Consider the following 20067-nt stretch of genomic DNA (forward strand, 5'->3'; position numbering starts at 1 on the left):
GATCCCGATAGTAAGGAGGGAGCGTGATGAGCCAGTTGGCCGTGTTGGGATGGACACTAGCAATCTTTGCCACTCTTGGGCTCATGATGCATTGGTGTCACCGACGAGGCCAGGGATGGGGTGATAAGAACGAGGATGACGATTGACTAGCGCACGCCCATCGAAGAAGTCCCGGCTATCCCTACCCGACCGGGACTTCTTCCCTACCCGCCAAAGGCTCTGCAGACTTACATAGTTCGCTATATCTCGCGCGCTCTCTGCATGTATTTCCCCTGCGGTATACTCCATGAAAACTGAACTCGGCATCGTACAGACCTCCACAAGCCCGCAGGGAAGCGATAACCCCGGCGCTCGCGCCCCCCCTTAACCACTGACCCTTTCTCGTAATTGACAAATATATTTTTCCGATATATTTTCTAGATAGGAGATGAAGCTGGTGTATGAACTCTTTATCTTGGCGGAACTCTGCGAAGGACCCATGCATGGCTATCTTTTGCATGACATCCTGACCGGAGTCCTGGCACCTTTACGCACCGTCAGTTGGGGCACACTTTATCCGATATTGCGGAATCTGGAGAGCGATGGACTGATTATACAATCAAAAGATACTTCGTTCGTGGGGAACCGCAAGCGCAAAGTCTATGCCATTACCGACAAAGGACGCGAGCGGTTTCAGTGGCTCATGGCTAAACCACTCGATCACACGCTGGATACCGACGATGTGTTTCGCATCAAATTGGCGAATTTCCACTTAGTCGATGTCAATCGTCGTCGCCAAGTTCTTTTGCAGTACAAAGTATTCTTGGAACTGATGTTAGATCATGTGCTAGCCGGATGCGATCGAGTGCAAGGGACCAGCACCATCGAGAACGCACATCGCACGAACATTTTACAAGCGATGGATTACACCATGCATAACTATCGCGCCCGCCTTACCTGGGTTAACGATAAACTGCAAGAAAGAGGAGAACCATCATGAGCGTCAATATTCAGCAAGATCCACGACGTTGGTGGGCGTTAGGGGCCATCGCCTTTGGGCTATTCATGGCACTCTTAGACGTCACCATTGTGAACGTCGCGCTGCCCTCGATTCAAAAGGCGCTGCACGAATCCTATACCCAACTTGAATGGATCGTTAATGCCTATGCCTTGGTCGTGGCCGTGCTGCTTGTCACCTCCAGTCGATTGGGTGACATTTTCGGTCGCAAGCGAATCTTTAGTATTGGTATGGGCGTCTTTGCCGCCGGATCCCTGCTCTGTGCCCTAAGTCCGCACATCCACATTGGCGGACTGACAGGAGCCGATGTCTTGAACCTGTCGCGAGGCATTCAGGGAATTGGTGGGTCGGCCATGCTGCCACTCTCACTGTCATTGATTACCGCCACCTTTCATGGCCATGAGCGCGGAACGGCGTTCGGCATTTGGGGCGGCGTCGCGGGACTCGCCACAGCAGTGGGTCCCTTAATCGGCGGGTTATTAGTCACGCGAGTTGGATGGCCCTCCATTTTCTATGTCAATGTGCCCATCGGGATTATCGGGATCATCCTGGGAACATGGGCGATTCACGAATCAAAAGATACCCATCATTCGGGAAGCATTGACATCTTTGGACTGATTACCCTTACCGTTACCCTCTTTTGCTTTGTCTTGGCATTGATTAATGGCAACGACAAGGGATGGCATTCGGCCTACATTTTGACCCTCTTCATTGCCGGTGCAGTGGGATTAGCGGCCTTTATCATCGGCGAATTACATATTCGACAGCCGATGCTCGATCCCCGTCTATTTAAGATTCCCAGCTTTACGGGCTCAGCCCTGGCGGCTTTTACTGTCAGCGCCGGCGCCTATGCTCTCCTCTATTACCTCAGCCTCTATTTTCAGAATTACTTAGGCTTCTCGGCGATGCAGGCCGGACTACGATTTCTCCCCTTGTCCGCCTTAGTATTGATTGGCGCACCGCTCGCCGGGCGATTTAGCGATCGTTTCGGTGCCAAGTGGATCTTGGCCCTGGGATTTGCGTTTACGTTGGCAGGCGTAGCTTTTCTGACGCGTCTGGGGCATGCCACGACCGCTGTTGACTGGACCATGTTACTGCCCGGTTTGATTTTGACGGGCATAGGAAATGGCATGGTCAATCCGCCCATTGCGTCCTTAGCCATGGGTTCCGTCGAACCCCGCTATATCGGCATGGCGTCCGGGGCCAACAACGTGGCTCGACAAACCGGCATCGCCTTTGGTATTGCTGCCCTGTCCGCCTTTCTAGCAGGACGTTACAATCACTACGTTCGCACCAGCACCCTACATCTCCATGCCTCTCACCTTTCACACGCGGAACGACTGCAGATTATTCACGGGATTACCTCAGCGGGTCCCATAGCGGGTAGTCTAGGCCTGAGTTCGGCAGGACCACAATATACCAAGTCCCCCCTATTCCCCGAATTGGCTGCAGCAGCGCGGCACGCATTTTTGCTTGGCACGCGCGATATCGTCTGGATGGGAAGCGGCTTTGTCGCTTTTGGCTTAGTAGCGGTCGTGGTCTTAGTGCGCCAGCGAGATATGGTTCATCAACGGAGCCAACCTGCTGCCGCCGGACTGTCTCCACAAAACCGTACCTTACTGCTGGCGCTCGAAGCCGCCTGGAGCGCACGTCGTGGAGCACATGCAAACGCCACCCGAGTCGAAGAGGACCAACTCCGACAAGCGCTAAAGCTCTTACGCACCAGTCTCGACCGTTGGTCAGACTCCCCACCCGAATCGTAAAGGAGGGCCTCTTTGGAGGCCCTCCTTTGGACTTCAGTCATCAACCACTCATCAATCACTATCCGATTGGAGAAACGCGCAGGGAGAAGTGAGAGGCGCGCCCCTTTGATTTTTACCGCTTTAATTCCTCTTTACGTGCCTGGTATTCTTCGGCATCAATTTCTCCTCGTGCATACCGTTCCCGTAACACCGATTCGGCCGAGTCATAATGCCCCCATGGAGATCGACCTCCGTGCCGAATAGCGGATGCTCTTAGCCAAAAGAACCCCCCCACCAGAATTGCAATAAAGAGAATCGGAATCAACGGGAAAAACGGGAACATCGGAAAAGCTCCATATGCATGTGCGTGTGTTGCCCACATATCGTTCCACTTCCTTTCACTGTGTGTGTCGACGCCTGCCCGGTTGAAGAGCGTCTGTCGGCTGAATGACTACGAACCTTATGGTAAAGGCCAAATGTTGGTAGATTGTTGAGGAGTTGTGCAGATTTCATTCACCCGCGTGCCATGAGGCTAAAGTCTTGATAGGATAGAGCCACAAGGGAGGCAGGACGCCATCGCACAAGAACACTTATTAATTATTGAAGACGATCGTGAGCTAGGACGGATAATGGTGGACTATCTCGTCCAAGATGGCTATCACGTCGACTACGCTCCCGAAGGTCAGGCGGGGCTAGCTGCTTGGCGGGATCGCCACCCAGACCTAGTGATTGTGGATTGGATGCTGCCTGGGCTTAACGGCCTCGACATTCTCAAGGAGATTCGCCGCTCTGGACCGACGCCCTTATTGATGGTCACTGCTCGTGGTGAAGACCCAGACATCGTCGTCGGGCTCGAGATGGGCGCGGACGACTATCTCGTAAAACCGGTGAGTCTTCGGCAACTGTCCGCCCGAGTGCGAGCTATTCTGCGACGCACTCATATGGAGGATGGAGCATCCGACATCTCCGACTTTGGCGCATTGCGGATCGACTTTCTCGCCCAGACCGTCCTTGTGAATGAGATCGAGATTCCGCTCACGGCGATGGAGTTCAAAATTTTAGCGGTCTTGGCTCGTCATCCCAATCGGGTGTTTACTCGTCTGCAGTTGATGGAGAGTGCCGTCGGAGACTATTACGAAGGATATGAACGTACTATCGACAGTCATATGAGCCGCATCCGCACCAAACTCGGCTTAAAATCCTGGATTCAAACCATCTATGGGAGCGGGTACAAGCTCGTACCTCAAGGGAGTTGACGTATATGGCACGATGCCGACCAGAACAGCGAAGGCGCTCCAGCGGCCCGCCAGTTCGCTGGATTTGGCTATGGATTTTGATGGTGGTGGTGATTGTCATCATGACGTGGAATGACCGCGGCGTCGGTGGCCAATCCCACAACCCCGTCATCCTTCTTATTCTTCTTATGACCACCGCCGTCGTCGGTTATATTACCATGCGCTTTACTCGCCGACTAAGACGGCTGAGCCAAGCCGTTGATGAGATCAGTCTTCGCGATCTCACCACCCGAGTCTCAGTGGACGGTCACGATGCGGTGGCAGCTTTGGCCGCAAACTTCAATCGCATGGTGGATCGGTTGGATGCGCAAGAACGGGTGCGCCGAGAATTTTTTGCCGACTTAGCTCATGAAATTCGCCATCCCATAGCCCTCCTCTTAGGTCGATTAGAGTCCATTCAAGATGGCGTCATCCCCCTCAATGAAGAGCAAATTCTCCACCTTCATGATATGACCCTCGGCCTCAAACGCCTGGTGACGGACATGAATGATTTGGCCTTAGCCGACGTCGGGCAATTATCGCTACATCTCGCCCCAGTTCGCCCGGATGATCTGTGCGCGCAAATCCAGGGCAATCTCTCCCCGGTCGCCGAAGACTTAAATCTCACATTCACCACCGCCACGGAGAGAAATATGCCCTATGTCACAGCCGATCAAGACCGATTGCGCCAAGTACTCATCAACTTAATCACCAATGCCTTTCACCAAACACCCGCTGGCGGCACGGTATCCCTCACCATTCGTCAGAATGGCCCTGACGCCATCTTTGAAGTGACCGATACTGGATCCGGCATCCACCCCGACGATTTGCCGCATCTATTTGAACGCTTCTATCGCGCGGATCGGTCACGAGAACGAATCCGCGGCGGTAGCGGACTGGGACTAACCATTGTGCGCAGCATTGCCGAACTTCATGGAGGCACGGTGACGGTAGAGTCTACGGTCGGAGAGGGAAGCCGATTTGTGGTCACGCTCCCCCTCGTCGGGCCTACTACAAAATCCGTCACCGGCTCCGAAGACGCTAGCTAACCGCTCGCGACACTCCCTAGAAATTCAATCTCCACCCTACCGTCGCCTACATGCCAGACCTTGGTCATCGCCAATGCTTGCAGCAAACGCGGCTGATGGGAAATCACTAAGAGTGCTCCCGGGTAGTCGCGAAGTCCCGCAACGACACTCTGAAGACTTAAGGCATCGAGATGATGCTCGGGTTCGTCCAATATCAAACACGAAGATCCCAGCGCGCACCGGCTCACCAGCGCTAATTTGACTAGTTCGCCTTGGCTCAATTCGTCGATAGGGCGTGACCAGGCATCTTCGTAGAATCCGTATGCCCCAAGATAGGCGCGGCCCAATCCTACGGAAAGCACCGAATATCGAGAGAAATACTCCCATACGGTGTCTCCGGTGATTCCGTCGAACGTCTGGCGCACATAACCGATGGGCTCGGCAAACGGACGAACGTAACCACTCGTAGTCCCAGAAAACTGCCCCGTGAGGGCATCTATCAAGGTCGACTTGCCGGCACCGTTGTTGCCCATGATGGCAATTCGTTCGCCCGCCTTGACCTCCAAATATAGGTTCTTCAGAACCATGATCTCGGGTGTAAAGCCTAATGATACGTTTTCTAGTCGGGCCACAATCCCCTCCAAAGGAGGCACCTGGTCCCAAAGCATCCGCAGTGAATGACGCAATATCGGTGCCTTTAGCACATCGCCCGATTCCTCCCACTGCTTTAACCGCGTTTCACGCGACTTGGCCTTCTTAGCGACTTTTTTCGCAAGGCGCCGTTGGCCGGAATCCGTGGTGCTCTCTTCAGTGCGCTTGGCTTGATTGCGCGTCTCCTGAATATCTCGTCTTAATGCATCAATCTGCTTTTGTTGCTGTTGATACTGACGCTCATAGGCTTCTGCTTGACGTTCACGCTGTACCAGATATTGCGAAGGGGCTAATGGGGCTGAGAAAAACACCCCCTGATCTAACTGCCAAGTATCTGTGACGACCGCATCGAGGAAATCGAGATCGTGGCTAATGATGATCAAGGTGGTATGACGCAGTTCCACCAACCACGTGGCTAGGCGTTGTCGATGGGCATAGTCTAAGTGACGGGTCGGCTCATCCAACAGCAACAGGTCGGGTTCGTGAAGGATAGCATCTCGTAGATGGCGAAATGCCACCTCTCCCCACGACTCGTCTTCCTGCGTAGGCTCCTCCACTAAGAGGATCGAGCCAAACGACGCGGTAACATGTCCTGACGATGGGCTCATAGCGCCAGCAATGATGCGTAACAGGGTGGATTTCCCTGCCCCATTGGGCCCAATGAGCCCTACGCGACGTCGAGCGCTTAAAGTCACTGTAATCGGATCGAAAAGCGGTGGATGGTTCTCATAGGCAAGAGAAACGCGAGAAAGAACTAACGACATGACGACTCACCCCCATATTAGATGGTGCGGGGGGTGCGTCTTAACGACCACAACCCGCACTTAATAAACGGGTGCATTCTTCAACGGCCTGACACCTCCTAAGAATAGCAAATTGGAATCCATACCAATCCTATCATAGTCACGCCACACAGCACCACCGCGTGTCGGGGCAAGGCACAATAACACCCACGGTCAATCGCGCCATAGCGATCCGTGATCAACAACCCACAAAAAATCGTCAATCCGCTGCAGCTGTGCCTGGGCAAAGTCCCAGTCTCCGTGACCGTTCACGGCTAATGCCCAGTTAGTCATCGTCGACAGAATCACTCGTGCTTCAAGAGTCATTTGAAACGATAATCGATCGTAGGACACCTCCGGCGACCTTAACACGGTTTGGACCATAGCATGGTTGAACCCATGGAATAACGCCGTGTTCCCAACAAAACTGGCCAGGTCCCAAAATTTCGGCATCAACGAGACATCCTCAAAATCAATCCACTGCCACCCCATTTTGCTGGCCAGAAGGTTCCCTGGGTGTGCATCTCCGTGTGCCGGATAAAGCACCTCGCTCTGTATCTTCTCGTCCACATGTTTGTACACCCGGAGCAGTGTGGCCATGCGACCATCATCCCGCATAGATGATAAATTCTCAGCCGCTTTAGCCGCGTTCCGCCAAGCCCCTAGGGGCGGCAGAGGTTCGGGAAAATTCGACATGGCCCTTACCAAATCATTGAGCATAGCGACGGCTTGCTCCCCACTCAACGTAGGAATGGGCGTCGACTCTACGTAATCCCAAAGCGTCATCCCTGTATCCCCAACGCAATAGGGTCTCGGAGGAATATCACGAAAATAGGAAACGACGGGAATCCCGGTTTCGATGAGGTGCCTTGCAACCTTAATCTCGTTATCGCAAACGTCCCGCCAAAACCTCGCATCATCACCGGGAAATAGTTTGGCCACTCGGGCAACAACCGGAAAGGGCGAAAGATGAACGAGTAAATTTCCCGCATCACTTAAGACAACGGGTTTTACGTTGGAGAATCCCAAACTTTCTGCCACGACTAGCACGTCCGAGATTAACAGGATTTTCGTCCTCCTATGCACGTCTTCCCCTATGAGTACTGCAAAGGTTTCGAATCCAGAGTATATCCCCCTGGTCATGGCCGTCTATGGGAACTGCAAAAACTTTCGATGGTCTGCTAATTTAGCAAGGCACTGCCCACTGATCCGCGGTTCATAACTGGAGACACCTTCTCCTCAGCATTGCGCACATGTTGCCGTGAGGCTCTCACCGACCCCACAGAACGGTGTGCAGAGTGGGGTGGATCCGGCCGCGAGAACACCACTACACTGTGCAATGCCACGCATGGCGTGGGCATCCGGTCGATACCTATCAGCGTTAAGCGGCCCGCTGGCTGACTGCGGCATCTACCCTAATCCGGACACCATGCGTCGGATTGCTCCTGAGTGCGCTATCCAACGCATCCCGCGTTTGACACGTGACCCTCTTTAACACGATCGACAGTACCCGCAATACCACTGGGGGCCATTTCGCTCCACCGCGGTAATCTCAGGCTTAGCGAGCAGCAAGACTCAATACGCCGCCACCTTGCCATCCGCTCGAGGCTCTGTTCCCCCTGCGTACACGCCGTTCGGCATACGCCAAATAATTTCGCCTCGACCAAATGGCCCCACTTCCGCGGCAATAGTAATCTCGTGACCCCGACGTCTCAGTCCATCAATTACCGCTTGAGGCATGGTCCGCTCCACCATCACCTGATTCCCCTCCTGCCAGTAGAATCGCGGGGCGTCAAGTGCTGCTTGCGGATTGAAATGCTGTTCCAACATGCGACTCATCACTTGCAGATGTCCCTGTGGTTGCATAAATCCCCCCATGACACCAAATGGACCTAGCGCTTTGCCATCTTTGGTCAAAAACCCGGGAATAATGGTGTGATAGGTTCGCTTCCCCGGTACCAGCGCATTGGGATGATTGGGATCTAAACTAAAGAGTCCGCCTCGATTCTGCAACGCAATCCCCGTTCCAGGCACCACCAATCCTGATCCAAATCCCGCGTAGTTGCTTTGAATATAGGACACCATGTTCCCATGATCATCGGCAGTCGCTAAATAGACCGTACCACCCGGCTTGGGAGTACCCGCTGTCCGTATTACTGCTCTCTCCCCGATGAGAGCACTCCGCTCTTTTATGTAGGCGTCACTAAGAAACGTGTCTGCTGCCGGTGCCATAGCTCGGGGGTCTGTCAGATAGTACCGTGCATCCGCAAACGCTAGTTTTAACGCTTCCACTTGGTAATGAATCCGCTCTTCCTCCGAGTGTATCTCCAGATGCGATAACATCTTCATGGCCATTAATGCCACCAACCCTTGGCCATTTGGCGGAAGTTCCCACACATCGTACCCGTGAAAATCCACCGATAATGGCGTCACCCATTCAGGTACAAACCGTGATAGGTCTTCGCCCGTCATGACCCCCCCGGTCACACCTGCAAATCGCACAATTTTCTCTGCCACAGTGCCCCGATAATAATCGTCCGCATCGGATGCCGCAATAGCGTCTAAGGTGTTGGCATGATCGGGCGATTTCCAGATCTCCCCAGCTCGTGGAGCCCTCCCTTCCGGAGCAAAAACCCTGAACCATTCTTCAAAGATTGGTTCCGTCAAGACCTCACGAAAGCGTTCATACGCTCGATCCCAGAAATAGGCGACCGTGGGGGACACCGGATATCCCTCCCGAGCCAGTGTGATGGCTGGTTGTAGGGTCTCCGCGAGAGGGATACGACCAAACTTCGACGAGAGGGTGGCCCACGCTGCAGGCGCGCCAGGCACCGTAACGGGGCACCAACCGGTCATCGGCATCTCGTGATAGCCCTGACGAATCACCCACTCGCGAGTCAGTCCCATCGGAGCCGGTCCGCTGGAATTGAGGCCATACATCTTTCCGTTAGCCCATACGATCGCAAAGGCATCGCTGCCGAGACCATTCGAGGTAGGCTCCACCACTGTCAGGGCTGCCGCCATGGCCACAGCGGCATCGACGGCGTTGCCCCCCTCCCGCAGAATACGCAAGCCCACTTCGGCCGCATGCGGTTCTGCGGTCGCCACCATGCCATGCTTCCCATAAACTACCGTACGGCGAGACGGAAACGGGTACTCTCCGGCATCGAATCGCGCATCATCCACCTCTGACATCTCCATCATCTCCTTCTCGTTATCCCGAACCCCTAGTGATTAGGATCAAATACATCCCTAATACCATCGCCAAACGTATTAAATCCTAACACAGCAAGAAAAATGGCAGCTCCCGGAAAAAGCGACATCCATGGTGCCAGCGAAAGATACTGCGACCCGGTCTGCAACATTTCACCCCAATTTGGTGCGGGTGGGGGCGGACCCAATCCGAGGAACGAAAGACTTGCGACACTGAGGAGAGCACTTCCAATGTTCAGCGTCGCCACCACAATAATCGGTGTCGCAGCATTAATGAGAATATGCTGGTACATCACCCGCCCCGCTCCGGCTCCGAGAGCCCGCGACGCTTCGACGTACTCGTGGCTTTTGACTTCTAGAACTTGTCCTCTAGTAATACGCGCGAATTGTGGAATCGTCACAATCCCGATGGCAATGATGGCATGGCTCAATGACGGTCCCAGAATCCATGCCATAGCCATTGCCAAGACCAGTCCAGGAAATGCCAACCCCGCATCCACCACCCGCATTACCACTTCATCGACGAATCCCCCATAATACCCGGAGATTAACCCCATGGGAACCCCCACGACAAGGCCAAGCGCCACGATGAGGACGGCCGATATCAAACTGCCGCGCGCTCCATAAATGATACGTGACAACACATCACGCCCTAGCTCATCGGTTCCCAAGAGATGCGACGCACTAGGCGCATGAAACGCCAAATTAAAATTTGTCGCGTCCGGACCATAAGGTGCGATGATCGGCGCCAAAAGAGCCATCAGAAAAAAACCTACGATCACAATTAACCCCGCCACCGCTAATCGATTCTTCAAGAATCGATGCCACGCTCGACTGCGATTACTCGTGCTGACTACGATTTCTTCCGTCGGCTCAATAGCAGCTAAAAGGGACATACGATGCATCCTTTCTTTTAATTATATCGAATCCGCGGATCAATCCATGCGTAGCACAAGTCGACAAGCAAATTGGCCAGTATCACCACGAAAGCCATCAGAAGCACGGATCCCTGCAGCACCGGGTAGTTGCGATCAAAGATCGCGTCCACCACTAATTGTCCTAACCCAGGCAATGAAAAGATTGACTCGGTAATGACCACCCCACCCAATAGGGCACCTACCTGCAGTCCGACCACAGTAATGGCCGGTATGAGAGCGTTCTTCAAACCATGTCGCACAACCACCATCCACTCCGATAATCCTTTAGACCGAGCTACTTGGACATAGGTGAGTCGCATCACTTCCATCAATGAACCTCGAATGACGCGCGAGGTGACCGCGACCAGAGGCAATGCCAGAACAAATACCGGAAGCACTACATGCCATAAATTACTAAAGACGCCGGAGCCCAAAGGTACCCATCCCAGAGAAGGGAACCAATGTAATGACACCGCAAAAATGTAGACTAACAACAACGCGAGCCAAAAATTTGGAACCGCTGCCCCGATCAGTGCCACCACCCGCGATATACTGTCAATCCACGTGTTGGGGCGATAGGCAGCCAGTACGCCGAGCGGCAAAGCGATAATGAGAGACAATAGCACCGCAAGGACTGCTAACTCAAGCGTCACCGGAATGGCGGCTAAAATCATCGACGCCACCGATTGTCCCCCGATAAGCGATGTCCCTAAATTACCCTCGACCACTTGACGCAAATAGACGAAAAACTGTGTCACGATGGGCCTATTCAATCCCATTTTGATATCCAGCAATTTCACCGCTTGGGGGGACGATTGGTCCCCCAAAATGGTGTAGGCAGGGTTGCCGGGAGTTAAGTGAATCAAACTAAACGTCACAAGCAGCACCACAAAAGCCACCGGAATGATATTGAGAATACGTCGCATAATAAATCTCGCCATCATATCACCTATTTAAGCCAGACATTCGTAAACCGCATCAAATCGTCCGGATAAGCCTGATATCCTTCCACATTAGAGGACCATGCCTGAATAACCGGTGTATAGGCCAAGAAAATATAGGGGGCTTGGTCCAGTACAATCTTCGCGGCTTCTTGGTAGAGCGTCTTTCGAGTGGACTGCGATGTCGCCTCGCGGGCTTGCAATAACAGCGTATTGACCTGAGGATTCGAGTACTTGGGATCATTAAAACTACCGCCCGTGGTATCAAACCCATACATATTTTGATCCGGGTCGGGGCGTCCACTCCAGCCCAATACGTCAGCCTGATAGTCCCCATCGATGGCGTCAGTCAACTCCGTTGTAAAGTCGAGCGGTTCGACATGAACAGTGATTCCCACCTTCGCTAACTCACTTTGAATGGCTTCCATTTCTTGCACGGTAGAAGAGTCGTTCTCCCCAATCAGCGTAAAGGAAAATCCGTTAGGGTCGCCTGCCAATTTCAGTTGCTGCTTCGCCAACTTATCAGAAAACGGCACCTTCAGACTCGGATCATAGGCCCACGACGATGGCGGATTTTGTTGATAGGCCGGAGTGGTGTGTCCAAAATAGATAAGTTTCACCAATGCTTCTCGGTCAATAGCATAGTTAATGGCTTCGCGATTATGCACATTGTTTAAAGGAGCAACAGTGGTATTTAACTCGAGGTCTGCATAGCCCAACCCCGTCATATCGGCCGATTTCAAGTTGGGTTCGGATGACAATTGGCTGACATCCTGATACGCCACGCTATCGATAATGTCTTCTTCACCCGTTGTCAGAGCATCGTACTCCTGCTGGGGATTCGTAATCGGAGTATAGATAATCTTATCCAGATAGGGTTTCCCCTTTTGCCAGTAGTGTGGATTGCGCTTGAGAATCAGGTGGTCATTCTTTATCCAAGAGACAAATTCAAATGGGCCCGTCCCCACGGGATGCAGATCATATGAACTTCCATATTTCTTCATCGCGGTGGGCGATGAGATCATACCGGTTCGACCGGTCAGCTCAGACAAGAACGCAGCAAACGGTGCTTTAAGATTCACCACCACTTCATAGTCATTGGGTGTCGCAAGGCTGGATACGGGTTCTAAGTCACTAAGTCGCGGGGACGCATTCTTAGGATTCATTTCCCACTTCCAGTTGTATACCACGGCCTGAGCATTGAAGGGAGTGCCATCCTGAAACGTCACTCCGTGGCGCAAATAGAGCGTATATGTCTTTCCGCTGTTGCTTATCGTCCAATGCGTTACCAAATTGGGCTCAATGGTCATCTGGGGAGACAACTTCAATAACGGATCAAACACATTGATATAAAGTTGGCGATCAATCAAGGCTGACGACATTGCCGGATCTAATGTGACAAAGTCAGAATCAATCCCCACATTTAACGTCCCCCCCACATGAGGTCCGGACGCCGAGGCGCTACTGGCAGACGCCGTTGAATTGGCTCCACAACCAGCCAGGGCCGCCATGAGAACCCCTGACGAGAGCACCGTAATCATCTTCTTACTCCACATACCACTTTTTCCTCCTCATGAGCATCATGCTATTGTCCACCATCAAGCGTCTCGGCTCCGCGCAGTCTCCGCAACAACCCTACGCGCGTCGCGACCACATGGGCACGCGCGCGTTCCTCGGCAAGCGATGGATTGCGCGACTCAATCGCCTCGTATATGAGGCGATGCTCCGGCACGGATGCATTGACCCGCTGTGCGGTAATCCAATCCAACGAAACCATTCGCGTACGAAACTGCTGCAAATTCCGCAGTGTAAGAATCAAGTACGGATTACCCGACATGTCTGCAATGGTGTCATGAAATTGCGAGTGCGCCGCATCCAGGACGTCGGGATCCCGTCGCTCGTCCTCCATTACGGCAAGACTTCGCGCCAATTGCTTCAGTAATTCAGGATGTGGCTGTGCACACGCCAAGCGCGCCGCCAATCCCTCCACCACCTCCCTTAAGACATAGGCGTGTTCAACGCTGTCAGCCGACAGGCGCGCTACAATGAGGCCACGTGAACCATCAGCCATCACCAGTTCTTCACTCGTTAACCGTTGCAATGCCTCTCGCACGGGCGTCCGTGACACCTTCATGTTTTGGGCCAACACGCGCTCCACTAAGCGCTCTCCCGGAGCAAGGTCTCCATCTACGATGGCTTGCTTCAAGCGGCGATAGGCTTCTTCGGCGGTACTCACAATAGCAATGGGTTGTAATACGTCATCAATTGACTTACGCGGCACATTATCCCTCCGTTAAGACGGTAATTCGACCAAGCTTCCGATTTTCCTGCCTATTTTATAAAAAATTCTGTATTGGTATACCGTATACAGTCAATCATTGCGGCATAGAAGTGGAAGGAACCAGAGGCCATCCAGAATTGTTTCATTCCCCGCGTTGCAGGGTTTTAACTCGAGGTAGAACGAAACACATGACCGTTATCTCACAACTCGGCCAACCGCTCACCATGAGCGCATGTAATTCATGCTAATTTTGTTTCAGCTCGACCGACCCCTGGTGTTTTTTGGCCCAACGCATCGTGTTTCGTCGCCTCAAATGACTCCGACGTTTCTTGGCGTCCACCTATGAGTAACACAGGGTCTTCCTTCGCGATACATTCCCTTTCGTCATAGGCCGTGCTTTACGCTGATGAGGACCATTCGGCCCTATTTCTGCCGTTAAGGGCGACCTATTGTCTTAAGTCGTGGTCCAAAAATTTCTGGTTTCGACTCCAGAAGGGGTGAAAATAAGATGAAAGCAGCAGTGATTCATGCATTTCACGAACCGCTAGTGATGGAGGAGGTTCTCCAACTCATGCCAGGTGCGGGCCAGATTGTGGTCAAGATCGAGGCGTCGAGACTCTGCCATACGGACATTCACGCCGCCATGGCGACTGGCCTATCAAGCCCGAACTACCTTTGATTCCCGGACACGAAGGCATCGGCATCGTGCAAAGCACCGGGGCGCACGTCAACCACATCCACGAAGGAGACCGGGTGGCAATTTCTTTGGCTCGGCCATGGATGCGGCCACTGCGAATTTTGCCTGACGGGACGCGAGACGTTGTGCCCGCGTCAAGAGCAGAGCGACTACATTCTCGATGGGGCGTATGCAGACTATGTTCGACTAGTGCCCCGAGGCGTCGATCCTTATGCGGCTCCGTTGACCTGTGCTGGGGTTACCACCTACAAAGCGGTCAAAGAGTCCCGCGCACGCTCGTCCGACCTGGTAGCGGACTCGGACATCTCGCCGTGCAATATGCCGCGATCGCGGGTGCCACGGTAGTGGCCGTGGACGTGGTCGACGACAAACTAGAGCAAGCCCGATCTCTCGGGGCAGACAATACGGTCAATAGCAAGTACCAAGATCCTGTTGAAGAAATTCAACGACCGAGGGGAGTCGATGCAGCGATTTCGCTAGCCGTTGCGCCTAAAACGTTTGAACAGGCGTATCGTTCGCTCCGCAATGGTGGGACCGTCGTGTCTGTGGCGCTTCCGGCTGCAATTATGTACAAATCCCCATTTTTGAAACGGGACCATTAAGGGTTCTATCGTGCGGACACGGCAAGATTTGACGAAAGTATTCGAACTGCATGCACTCGGCAAGACACGCGTGATGTATGAAAAGCGCCCCCTGGAATCTGTCAACGACTCATTCCAAGCTGTCCTGGATGGCCGCGTCAATGGTCGTCTGGTCTTCGACATGAGTGTCTAGCCGTTGACCCGCCCATCTTTGACTATGGCTCGAACAATGCCTATGACGCGCCAGAGCACCCCCAGAGGCACCACTGGCCCACTTCTAAGGCCCGGAATATTCCCCTTCGGGCCTTAAAAGTGCGTTCATTTCTCTCTCATCATCTCGCCAAATCGCGTTTAACGAAACCAAAAAACGCGTGAGCTAGACTGTCTCTTGGCCAAAGGTGTGAGCCATCACCACATTATGTAGTGCACGGCGCAGAGGATTAATATTTTTATCCCTCCCATAATGGACCCGATTGGTGAGAAGGACTGCCCAGATTCCACTTAACGGGTCAAACTGGATGGATGTTCCCGTGAATCCGGTATGTCCGGCAGCAGACGATGGCCAAAAGTCCCCACTCACATCAAATCCATCGGCACGCAATGCCCAGCCCAGACCGCGTTTCCCATTCAATCCATGCGTGTGAAGCGCCGTCGCTGACTGGCGGATAGCCGGGCTAAATATGATGGGGGGAGTTCCGGTCCAACTCATAACATAGCGGATGACACTATCTATCGTGGCAAAGAGACCCGCGTGCCCCGCCACCCCTCCCAGCGCCCGGGCATTTTCATCATGAACTTGGCCCAAAAGAGCGACGCCTCCTTCAATCTCCGTTGCGGCAATTGCGTTGTGCATCGCCATGGGCGGAGTAAACAGCACCTCTTTCATCCCCAAAGGCGCAAATACCTCCTCGGCGGCAAAATCAGCTAATGAGCGATGGGAAGTCTCTTCCACAATCGCGCCCAAGAGGATATATCCTAAATCGCTATAGGCTACATGTGTGCCGGGCTCATTGTCCCATGGTTCATCATAGATAGCAGATAAAACCGCCTCTTGTCCCTGCAGTGTTTGCCAATAGGGTCGATCAGGCGTCAGCCCCCCTGTATGGGTCAATAAATGCTGTAGGGTCACGCCATCCCACCGCGAGTGGCGAAGATTGGGCAAATAGCGAGAGATCGGCTCAGAGAGCAGTATTTGTCCATGTGCCGCCAAAACTAAAATTGACGGCAATGTCGCCATCACTTTCGTCAAAGACGCTAAGTCAAAATAGGTCGCCCAGGTCATGGGACGGGGGGCGCCGCCATTGACCACTGCCATCCCTCCGGTATAGGTCCACCATACCTCATCGCGTTGTCCCGCCGCAGCCACCGCACCCGGAATTTGCTGCGCGGCAATCGCACCATCAAGGAGCGCCGTCGCTTCCTCCCACCGCGTCTTCATCGCTTAACCCCTTTCGTTTTTCTCCTGCCAAAGCCGCTTAGCGAGTAGTACAGCTCCTTCTACCGGTTCACGCCACGTCACTGAAAGACTCCGATGTCCCGCCTCTTTCCATCGGGGATTTAAAATTTCTAGCCAAGAGGGGGCAAGTCCTCCCGTGAGTCCCACCGGATCGGTGGCCCGGAGATCCGTGGACTCAAACAACACGTGGAAATAGTGCATGATGCTGATTGCCGCCTCCTCTAAGATAGCCGCGGCAACCGCATCGGTGGGAGCGCAAGTAAAGACCGTCTGGGCTAAATCCGAAACGCTGCGCCAGTCGGTGGAATCGGCATAGAGATAGTTCAACAAATCCCCCCTATCTCGACATTGGGACCATTGCAATACCGTATCCTGTAGCGTCGTCTTGGGTCCGCACTCTTCTAGCGCCTTCAAACTGGCGAGAATGGCAGCGTGACCGAGAGCGATGCCGGATCCGACATCACCAATCTTCCACCCGTATCCTCCCAAACGTTTCGCCGTGGCCCCTCGTTCGCCATAAAATACCGAACCGGTACCAAATATCGCAATCGCTCCGGGATCGCCGGCGGTGAGCGCCGCCCAAGCGATCCGATAATCCCCCATCACCCAGAGATTCGCACTCAATGCCTCTAATCCCTGTCCCCAGAACGACTGCACCCAGGGACGGTCAGCTCCAGCAAGACCGGCGACCACGGCATCAATGGGTATGTCTTTTGGTAATAGCGCTTCTAATTCCTGTTGGGCGCGCTCTTCACCGACAACGAGGACATTACTAGGCCCCCCACGAGCCTCAAAGAGAAGATCGCCGCGTTCATTCACCACCTGAACGCGCGTAGAACTTCCTCCTCCATCAATACCGAGAAAGTTAGCGCCCATCGTAAATCATATCTCCCTGTCGATAGGTCACGCGACTGTGACCGGCCGGATCAACCCAAAGAACATCAGCCACAAACCCAGGCAAAAGCGCCCCATGCCTCGACCACTTCATGGCTTGTGCGGGGACCAAGCTCGCAGCGGTTACCGCCTCATAAAGCGGAACGCCAGTAAAGCGCTGATATCGAAAGAGTGCATCCATTAACGTCAAAGTGCTTCCTGCCAAGTTGCCGCTGGCCGTGCGCGCAACGCCCCCATTAACCTGCATTGATTGTCCCCCCAAATCATAAACACCATCGGGTAACAAGGTGGCGCGCATGGCATCGGTGACTAAGAGCACCTTTTGACTGGTCTTGATCCTTTCTACCAGCCGCACCACCTGACAATCGAGATGCACCCCGTCGACAATCATTTCCACCTTAACGTCCGCATTGAGTAACGCGGCTCCCACCAAACCCGGAGCGCGATGATTGAGTCCCGTCATGGCATTAAAAAGGTGGGTAACTTGTGTGACACCCCTCTGAAAAGCCGTTTCGGCTTCCTCATAACTCGCATTGGAGTGGCCTAACGATGGTTCAATGCCCTCATTAAGGCAATAGGCAATGAGTGCAGCGGCTCCGGGCAATTCGGGTGCCAGCGTGATACGCTGCACCAGGTCCCCCGAAATCTGTCGGATATGGCGCAGTTCCTCCACACTCGGCAATCGCACCGCTTGCGGTCTTTGAGCACCAACCTTTTCCGGATGTATATAGGGCCCTTCCATGTGAACCCCCATCATACCCGAATTACTCGCCGACTGCCGATATTGCTTCACCGCATTGAAAGTCTGCTCGAGTTCGAGAGAGGTCGCCGACATGGTCGTTGCCAGATAGCGAGTACAACCGACTTGGGCTAAATGGGCATCCATTTCCTGATACGTGTCGGGTTGGGCATCCATAACATCATGTCCGGCAATCCCATGGGTATGAAGATCGACGAGGCCAGGAAAAAGATAACCCTTGGAGAACACCTCTGTTGCCGCATGCGACGTGGGGTGCTCGTTCACCTCCAAAATCATATCCCCGCTAATAATTAATTCCCCGTTGGGGATAACGCGGTCAGGCAATACCAAATTGCCATGTAACACAATCTCACTATTGATGGTCATCTCCCCTTAAAAGGGTTCTTTACGTCATGGTACCATGTCTCGATGAACTCGCGAAGCGGGCATTCGCATGAAGTTCGGGCGTAAGACGCTGGCAATCCGATAAAGTGCTGACCTATAGTCCTTGGCCGGGAAATTCGATGAACGGCTTCTCTTCAGCAATCACTTTGGTGGGATGATTGTGGTCGTCGACGAAAACCACGCGCGGACAATAGGTACTCAACTCCTCGTCTGAAAGAGTTCTCCAGCCGAGAATCACCACCAAATCCTCCGGTTGGAACAATCTTGCTGGCGGTCCATTAAGACAAATGTCTCCTTGACCCGCTTCGCCGGGAATAATGTATGTCTGCCATAGGGCCCCATTTGCCAAGTTCGTGATTTGCACCATTTCGTAGGGCAAAAGACCTGATGCCTGCAAAAGCTCCTGATCAATCGTGACAGATCCAATATAGTTCAAGTTCGCTTCCGTGACTCGAGCACGATGAATCTTTCCTGCTAACATGCGATATTGCATCGATCCATTCCCTCCTTCGATTCCCTCGCATCCGTTGGGTGATCCCTTTCTGGCGTGCGCCCGCCCTACATCAGGCCAATCGCACCTGCCGATCCCTACATCACTGTTGTTGCCCACATGCAAAGAAAAATGTGGATTGACCTCGTCTCGCGCAGACGTCATATTAGCGCTCCAGCCTAGCCAAGGTCTGACACCACAGCGATTACTCTATGGATTGTTCTTCATAAGTGTAAACGCCGTGTCTTCTCTAAAACCCCGATATATCGACGAGCGAAAACGATAAGTAAGCGTTGGACCTATCCCCATGCCCACAACACCCGGCAGCACATAGGGGTAGGTCCAAAAGCTCACTCTTCAGGTTGTTTAGGCTCGTTCTGTCGGGTGTCCGGCGCCAAGCCAGAGCGACATTCCACCGACCACGTTCGCTACTTTGTAGCCGTTTTCTGCCATAAACGCTGCCGCTGACTGGCTACGGTTGCCACTCGCGCACACGACGGCATAAGCGGACTCTTTCGTCAGTTCCGGTAGCTTGTGCTCGAGTGAGCCGAGTGGGATGGCCACCGCTCCGGGGATCATTCCACTTCGCAACTCGTAAGGTTCTCTCACATCAATAACGGTCCATGAGCCCCGATCGGACGAAAGTTGGTCCACGGTCAGAGCCTCGACAGACACCACCGCATTTCCGGCCTCAATCCATGGTTTAAGCCCCTGATCCCAGACCAGCGCCACTTGGAGCCCTGCCTGTTGGAGTGCCTCGGAGGCCGCCTTCGCAACGACTGCATTATCGGCAAAGATTGCGAGCTTGGCTCCTGGCTGCTCGCGCTTGATCCAATCCGCTATTGGTCCGGCCCATCCGGTCTGACGAAAAGGCGCTGATAGGCTCTTGGGCAAGTGTGCCTCCGTATACGCTCGGCCCATACGAATATCAATAAGCATTGCCGATTCATCTTCTACTAGTGCCGTTAACTCTGCTATC

Annotated in this window: 19 protein-coding genes; 6 read left to right on the forward strand and 13 right to left on the reverse strand. The window is 53.4% G+C overall.

Features of this window, described 5'->3' with window-relative positions; all coding sequences use genetic code 11:
* Positions 1-436 precede the first annotated feature (436 nt).
* On the forward strand, positions 437-979 hold the full coding sequence (locus tag ACOJWD_RS04330; RefSeq protein WP_486991997.1) for a PadR family transcriptional regulator: 543 nt from the start codon (positions 437-439) through the stop codon (positions 977-979).
* Positions 976-2760 (forward strand): MFS transporter, encoded by a 1785-nt coding sequence (locus ACOJWD_RS04335; protein ID WP_486991998.1) that lies wholly within the window; start codon positions 976-978, stop codon positions 2758-2760. The genes ACOJWD_RS04330 and ACOJWD_RS04335 overlap by 4 nt, the downstream gene beginning before the upstream one ends.
* Positions 2761-2872: 112 nt before the next feature.
* Here ACOJWD_RS04335 and ACOJWD_RS04340 read toward each other — a convergent pair whose 3' ends face one another.
* Positions 2873-3121: an SHOCT domain-containing protein gene (locus ACOJWD_RS04340; RefSeq protein ID WP_486991999.1), complete on the reverse strand. Its 249-nt coding sequence runs from the start codon at positions 3119-3121 to the stop codon at positions 2873-2875.
* A gap of 217 nt (positions 3122-3338) precedes the next feature.
* Between ACOJWD_RS04340 and ACOJWD_RS04345 the strand changes: the two genes are divergently transcribed.
* Both ACOJWD_RS04345 and ACOJWD_RS04350 read left to right on the forward strand, forming a co-directional pair.
* A complete protein-coding gene (locus tag ACOJWD_RS04345; protein ID WP_486992015.1) occupies positions 3339-3995 on the forward strand; it encodes a response regulator transcription factor in 657 nt (218 codons plus the stop codon).
* Positions 3996-4000: 5 nt separating this feature from the next.
* Positions 4001-5062, forward strand: coding sequence for a sensor histidine kinase (locus ACOJWD_RS04350; protein WP_486992000.1), 1062 nt, complete (start codon positions 4001-4003; stop codon positions 5060-5062).
* On the opposite strand, the gene ACOJWD_RS04355 is transcribed toward ACOJWD_RS04350, so the two are convergent.
* The 7 genes from ACOJWD_RS04355 to ACOJWD_RS04385 form a co-directional block, all read right to left on the reverse strand.
* The gene (locus tag ACOJWD_RS04355; RefSeq protein WP_486992001.1) at positions 5059-6456 is read right to left on the reverse strand and encodes an ATP-binding cassette domain-containing protein; all 1398 of its coding nucleotides are present in this window, start codon (positions 6454-6456) and stop codon (positions 5059-5061) included. The genes ACOJWD_RS04350 and ACOJWD_RS04355 overlap by 4 nt on opposite strands.
* Before the next feature lie 192 nt (positions 6457-6648).
* On the reverse strand, positions 6649-7515 hold the full coding sequence (locus ACOJWD_RS04360; protein ID WP_486992002.1) for a phosphotransferase: 867 nt from the start codon (positions 7513-7515) through the stop codon (positions 6649-6651).
* Positions 7516-8049: 534 nt separating this feature from the next.
* Positions 8050-9669, reverse strand: a complete 1620-nt coding sequence (locus ACOJWD_RS04365) for a gamma-glutamyltransferase family protein (protein WP_486992003.1) — start codon at positions 9667-9669, stop codon at positions 8050-8052.
* 32 nt (positions 9670-9701) lie between these two features.
* On the reverse strand, positions 9702-10583 hold the full coding sequence (locus tag ACOJWD_RS04370; protein ID WP_486992004.1) for an ABC transporter permease: 882 nt from the start codon (positions 10581-10583) through the stop codon (positions 9702-9704).
* 17 nt (positions 10584-10600) lie between these two features.
* Complete coding sequence (locus tag ACOJWD_RS04375; RefSeq protein WP_486992005.1) at positions 10601-11545, reverse strand: ABC transporter permease; 945 nt, start codon at positions 11543-11545, stop codon at positions 10601-10603.
* A gap of 8 nt (positions 11546-11553) precedes the next feature.
* Positions 11554-13101 carry an ABC transporter substrate-binding protein gene (locus ACOJWD_RS04380; protein WP_486992006.1) on the reverse strand — a complete coding sequence of 516 codons (1548 nt, stop codon included), beginning with the start codon at positions 13099-13101 and terminating at the stop codon, positions 11554-11556.
* A 29-nt stretch (positions 13102-13130) separates the two neighbouring features.
* A complete protein-coding gene (locus tag ACOJWD_RS04385; protein WP_486992007.1) occupies positions 13131-13826 on the reverse strand; it encodes a GntR family transcriptional regulator in 696 nt (231 codons plus the stop codon).
* Positions 13827-14334: 508 nt separating this feature from the next.
* Here ACOJWD_RS04385 and ACOJWD_RS04390 point away from each other — a divergent pair.
* Together ACOJWD_RS04390 and ACOJWD_RS04395 are read left to right on the forward strand one after the other, a co-directional pair.
* The gene (locus ACOJWD_RS04390) at positions 14335-14505 is read left to right on the forward strand and encodes a hypothetical protein (protein WP_486992008.1); all 171 of its coding nucleotides are present in this window, start codon (positions 14335-14337) and stop codon (positions 14503-14505) included.
* The gene (locus tag ACOJWD_RS04395) at positions 14502-15125 is read left to right on the forward strand and encodes a zinc-binding dehydrogenase (RefSeq protein ID WP_486992009.1); all 624 of its coding nucleotides are present in this window, start codon (positions 14502-14504) and stop codon (positions 15123-15125) included. Before ACOJWD_RS04390 ends, ACOJWD_RS04395 begins: the two co-directional genes overlap by 4 nt.
* Positions 15126-15480: 355 nt before the next feature.
* On the opposite strand, the gene ACOJWD_RS04400 is transcribed toward ACOJWD_RS04395, so the two are convergent.
* The 5 genes from ACOJWD_RS04400 to ACOJWD_RS04420 form a co-directional block, all read right to left on the reverse strand.
* Positions 15481-16542 carry a serine hydrolase domain-containing protein gene (locus ACOJWD_RS04400; RefSeq protein WP_486992010.1) on the reverse strand — a complete coding sequence of 354 codons (1062 nt, stop codon included), beginning with the start codon at positions 16540-16542 and terminating at the stop codon, positions 15481-15483.
* A 3-nt stretch (positions 16543-16545) separates the two neighbouring features.
* Entirely contained in the window at positions 16546-17436 is an 891-nt protein-coding gene (locus tag ACOJWD_RS04405; protein WP_486992011.1) for an N-acetylglucosamine kinase, read from the reverse strand.
* A complete protein-coding gene (gene nagA, locus ACOJWD_RS04410; protein WP_486992012.1) occupies positions 17426-18580 on the reverse strand; it encodes an N-acetylglucosamine-6-phosphate deacetylase in 1155 nt (384 codons plus the stop codon). Before nagA ends, ACOJWD_RS04405 begins: the two co-directional genes overlap by 11 nt.
* Positions 18581-18692: 112 nt before the next feature.
* Entirely contained in the window at positions 18693-19091 is a 399-nt protein-coding gene (panD, locus tag ACOJWD_RS04415; protein WP_486992013.1) for an aspartate 1-decarboxylase, read from the reverse strand.
* 363 nt (positions 19092-19454) lie between these two features.
* Positions 19455-20067: rhodanese-like domain-containing protein (locus tag ACOJWD_RS04420; protein ID WP_486992014.1), on the reverse strand; the 613-nt coding region annotated here is incomplete at its 5' end.

It is taken from the genome of Sulfobacillus sp. TH-112 (genome assembly GCF_057473405.1).

Coding starts and splice junctions, on each gene's coding strand:
- ACOJWD_RS04335 (WP_486991998.1), top strand. CDS start 976: ATGAGCGTCAATATTCAGCAAGATCCACGACGTTGGTGGGCGTTAGGG.
- ACOJWD_RS04340 (WP_486991999.1), bottom strand. CDS start 3,121: ATGTGGGCAACACACGCACATGCATATGGAGCTTTTCCGATGTTCCCG.
- ACOJWD_RS04350 (WP_486992000.1), top strand. CDS start 4,001: ATGGCACGATGCCGACCAGAACAGCGAAGGCGCTCCAGCGGCCCGCCA.
- ACOJWD_RS04355 (WP_486992001.1), bottom strand. CDS start 6,456: ATGTCGTTAGTTCTTTCTCGCGTTTCTCTTGCCTATGAGAACCATCCA.
- ACOJWD_RS04365 (WP_486992003.1), bottom strand. CDS start 9,669: ATGTCAGAGGTGGATGATGCGCGATTCGATGCCGGAGAGTACCCGTTT.
- ACOJWD_RS04370 (WP_486992004.1), bottom strand. CDS start 10,583: ATGTCCCTTTTAGCTGCTATTGAGCCGACGGAAGAAATCGTAGTCAGC.
- ACOJWD_RS04375 (WP_486992005.1), bottom strand. CDS start 11,545: ATGGCGAGATTTATTATGCGACGTATTCTCAATATCATTCCGGTGGCT.
- ACOJWD_RS04380 (WP_486992006.1), bottom strand. CDS start 13,101: ATGTGGAGTAAGAAGATGATTACGGTGCTCTCGTCAGGGGTTCTCATG.
- ACOJWD_RS04390 (WP_486992008.1), top strand. CDS start 14,335: ATGAAAGCAGCAGTGATTCATGCATTTCACGAACCGCTAGTGATGGAG.
- ACOJWD_RS04400 (WP_486992010.1), bottom strand. CDS start 16,542: ATGAAGACGCGGTGGGAGGAAGCGACGGCGCTCCTTGATGGTGCGATT.
- ACOJWD_RS04405 (WP_486992011.1), bottom strand. CDS start 17,436: ATGGGCGCTAACTTTCTCGGTATTGATGGAGGAGGAAGTTCTACGCGC.
- nagA (WP_486992012.1), bottom strand. CDS start 18,580: ATGACCATCAATAGTGAGATTGTGTTACATGGCAATTTGGTATTGCCT.
- panD (WP_486992013.1), bottom strand. CDS start 19,091: ATGCAATATCGCATGTTAGCAGGAAAGATTCATCGTGCTCGAGTCACG.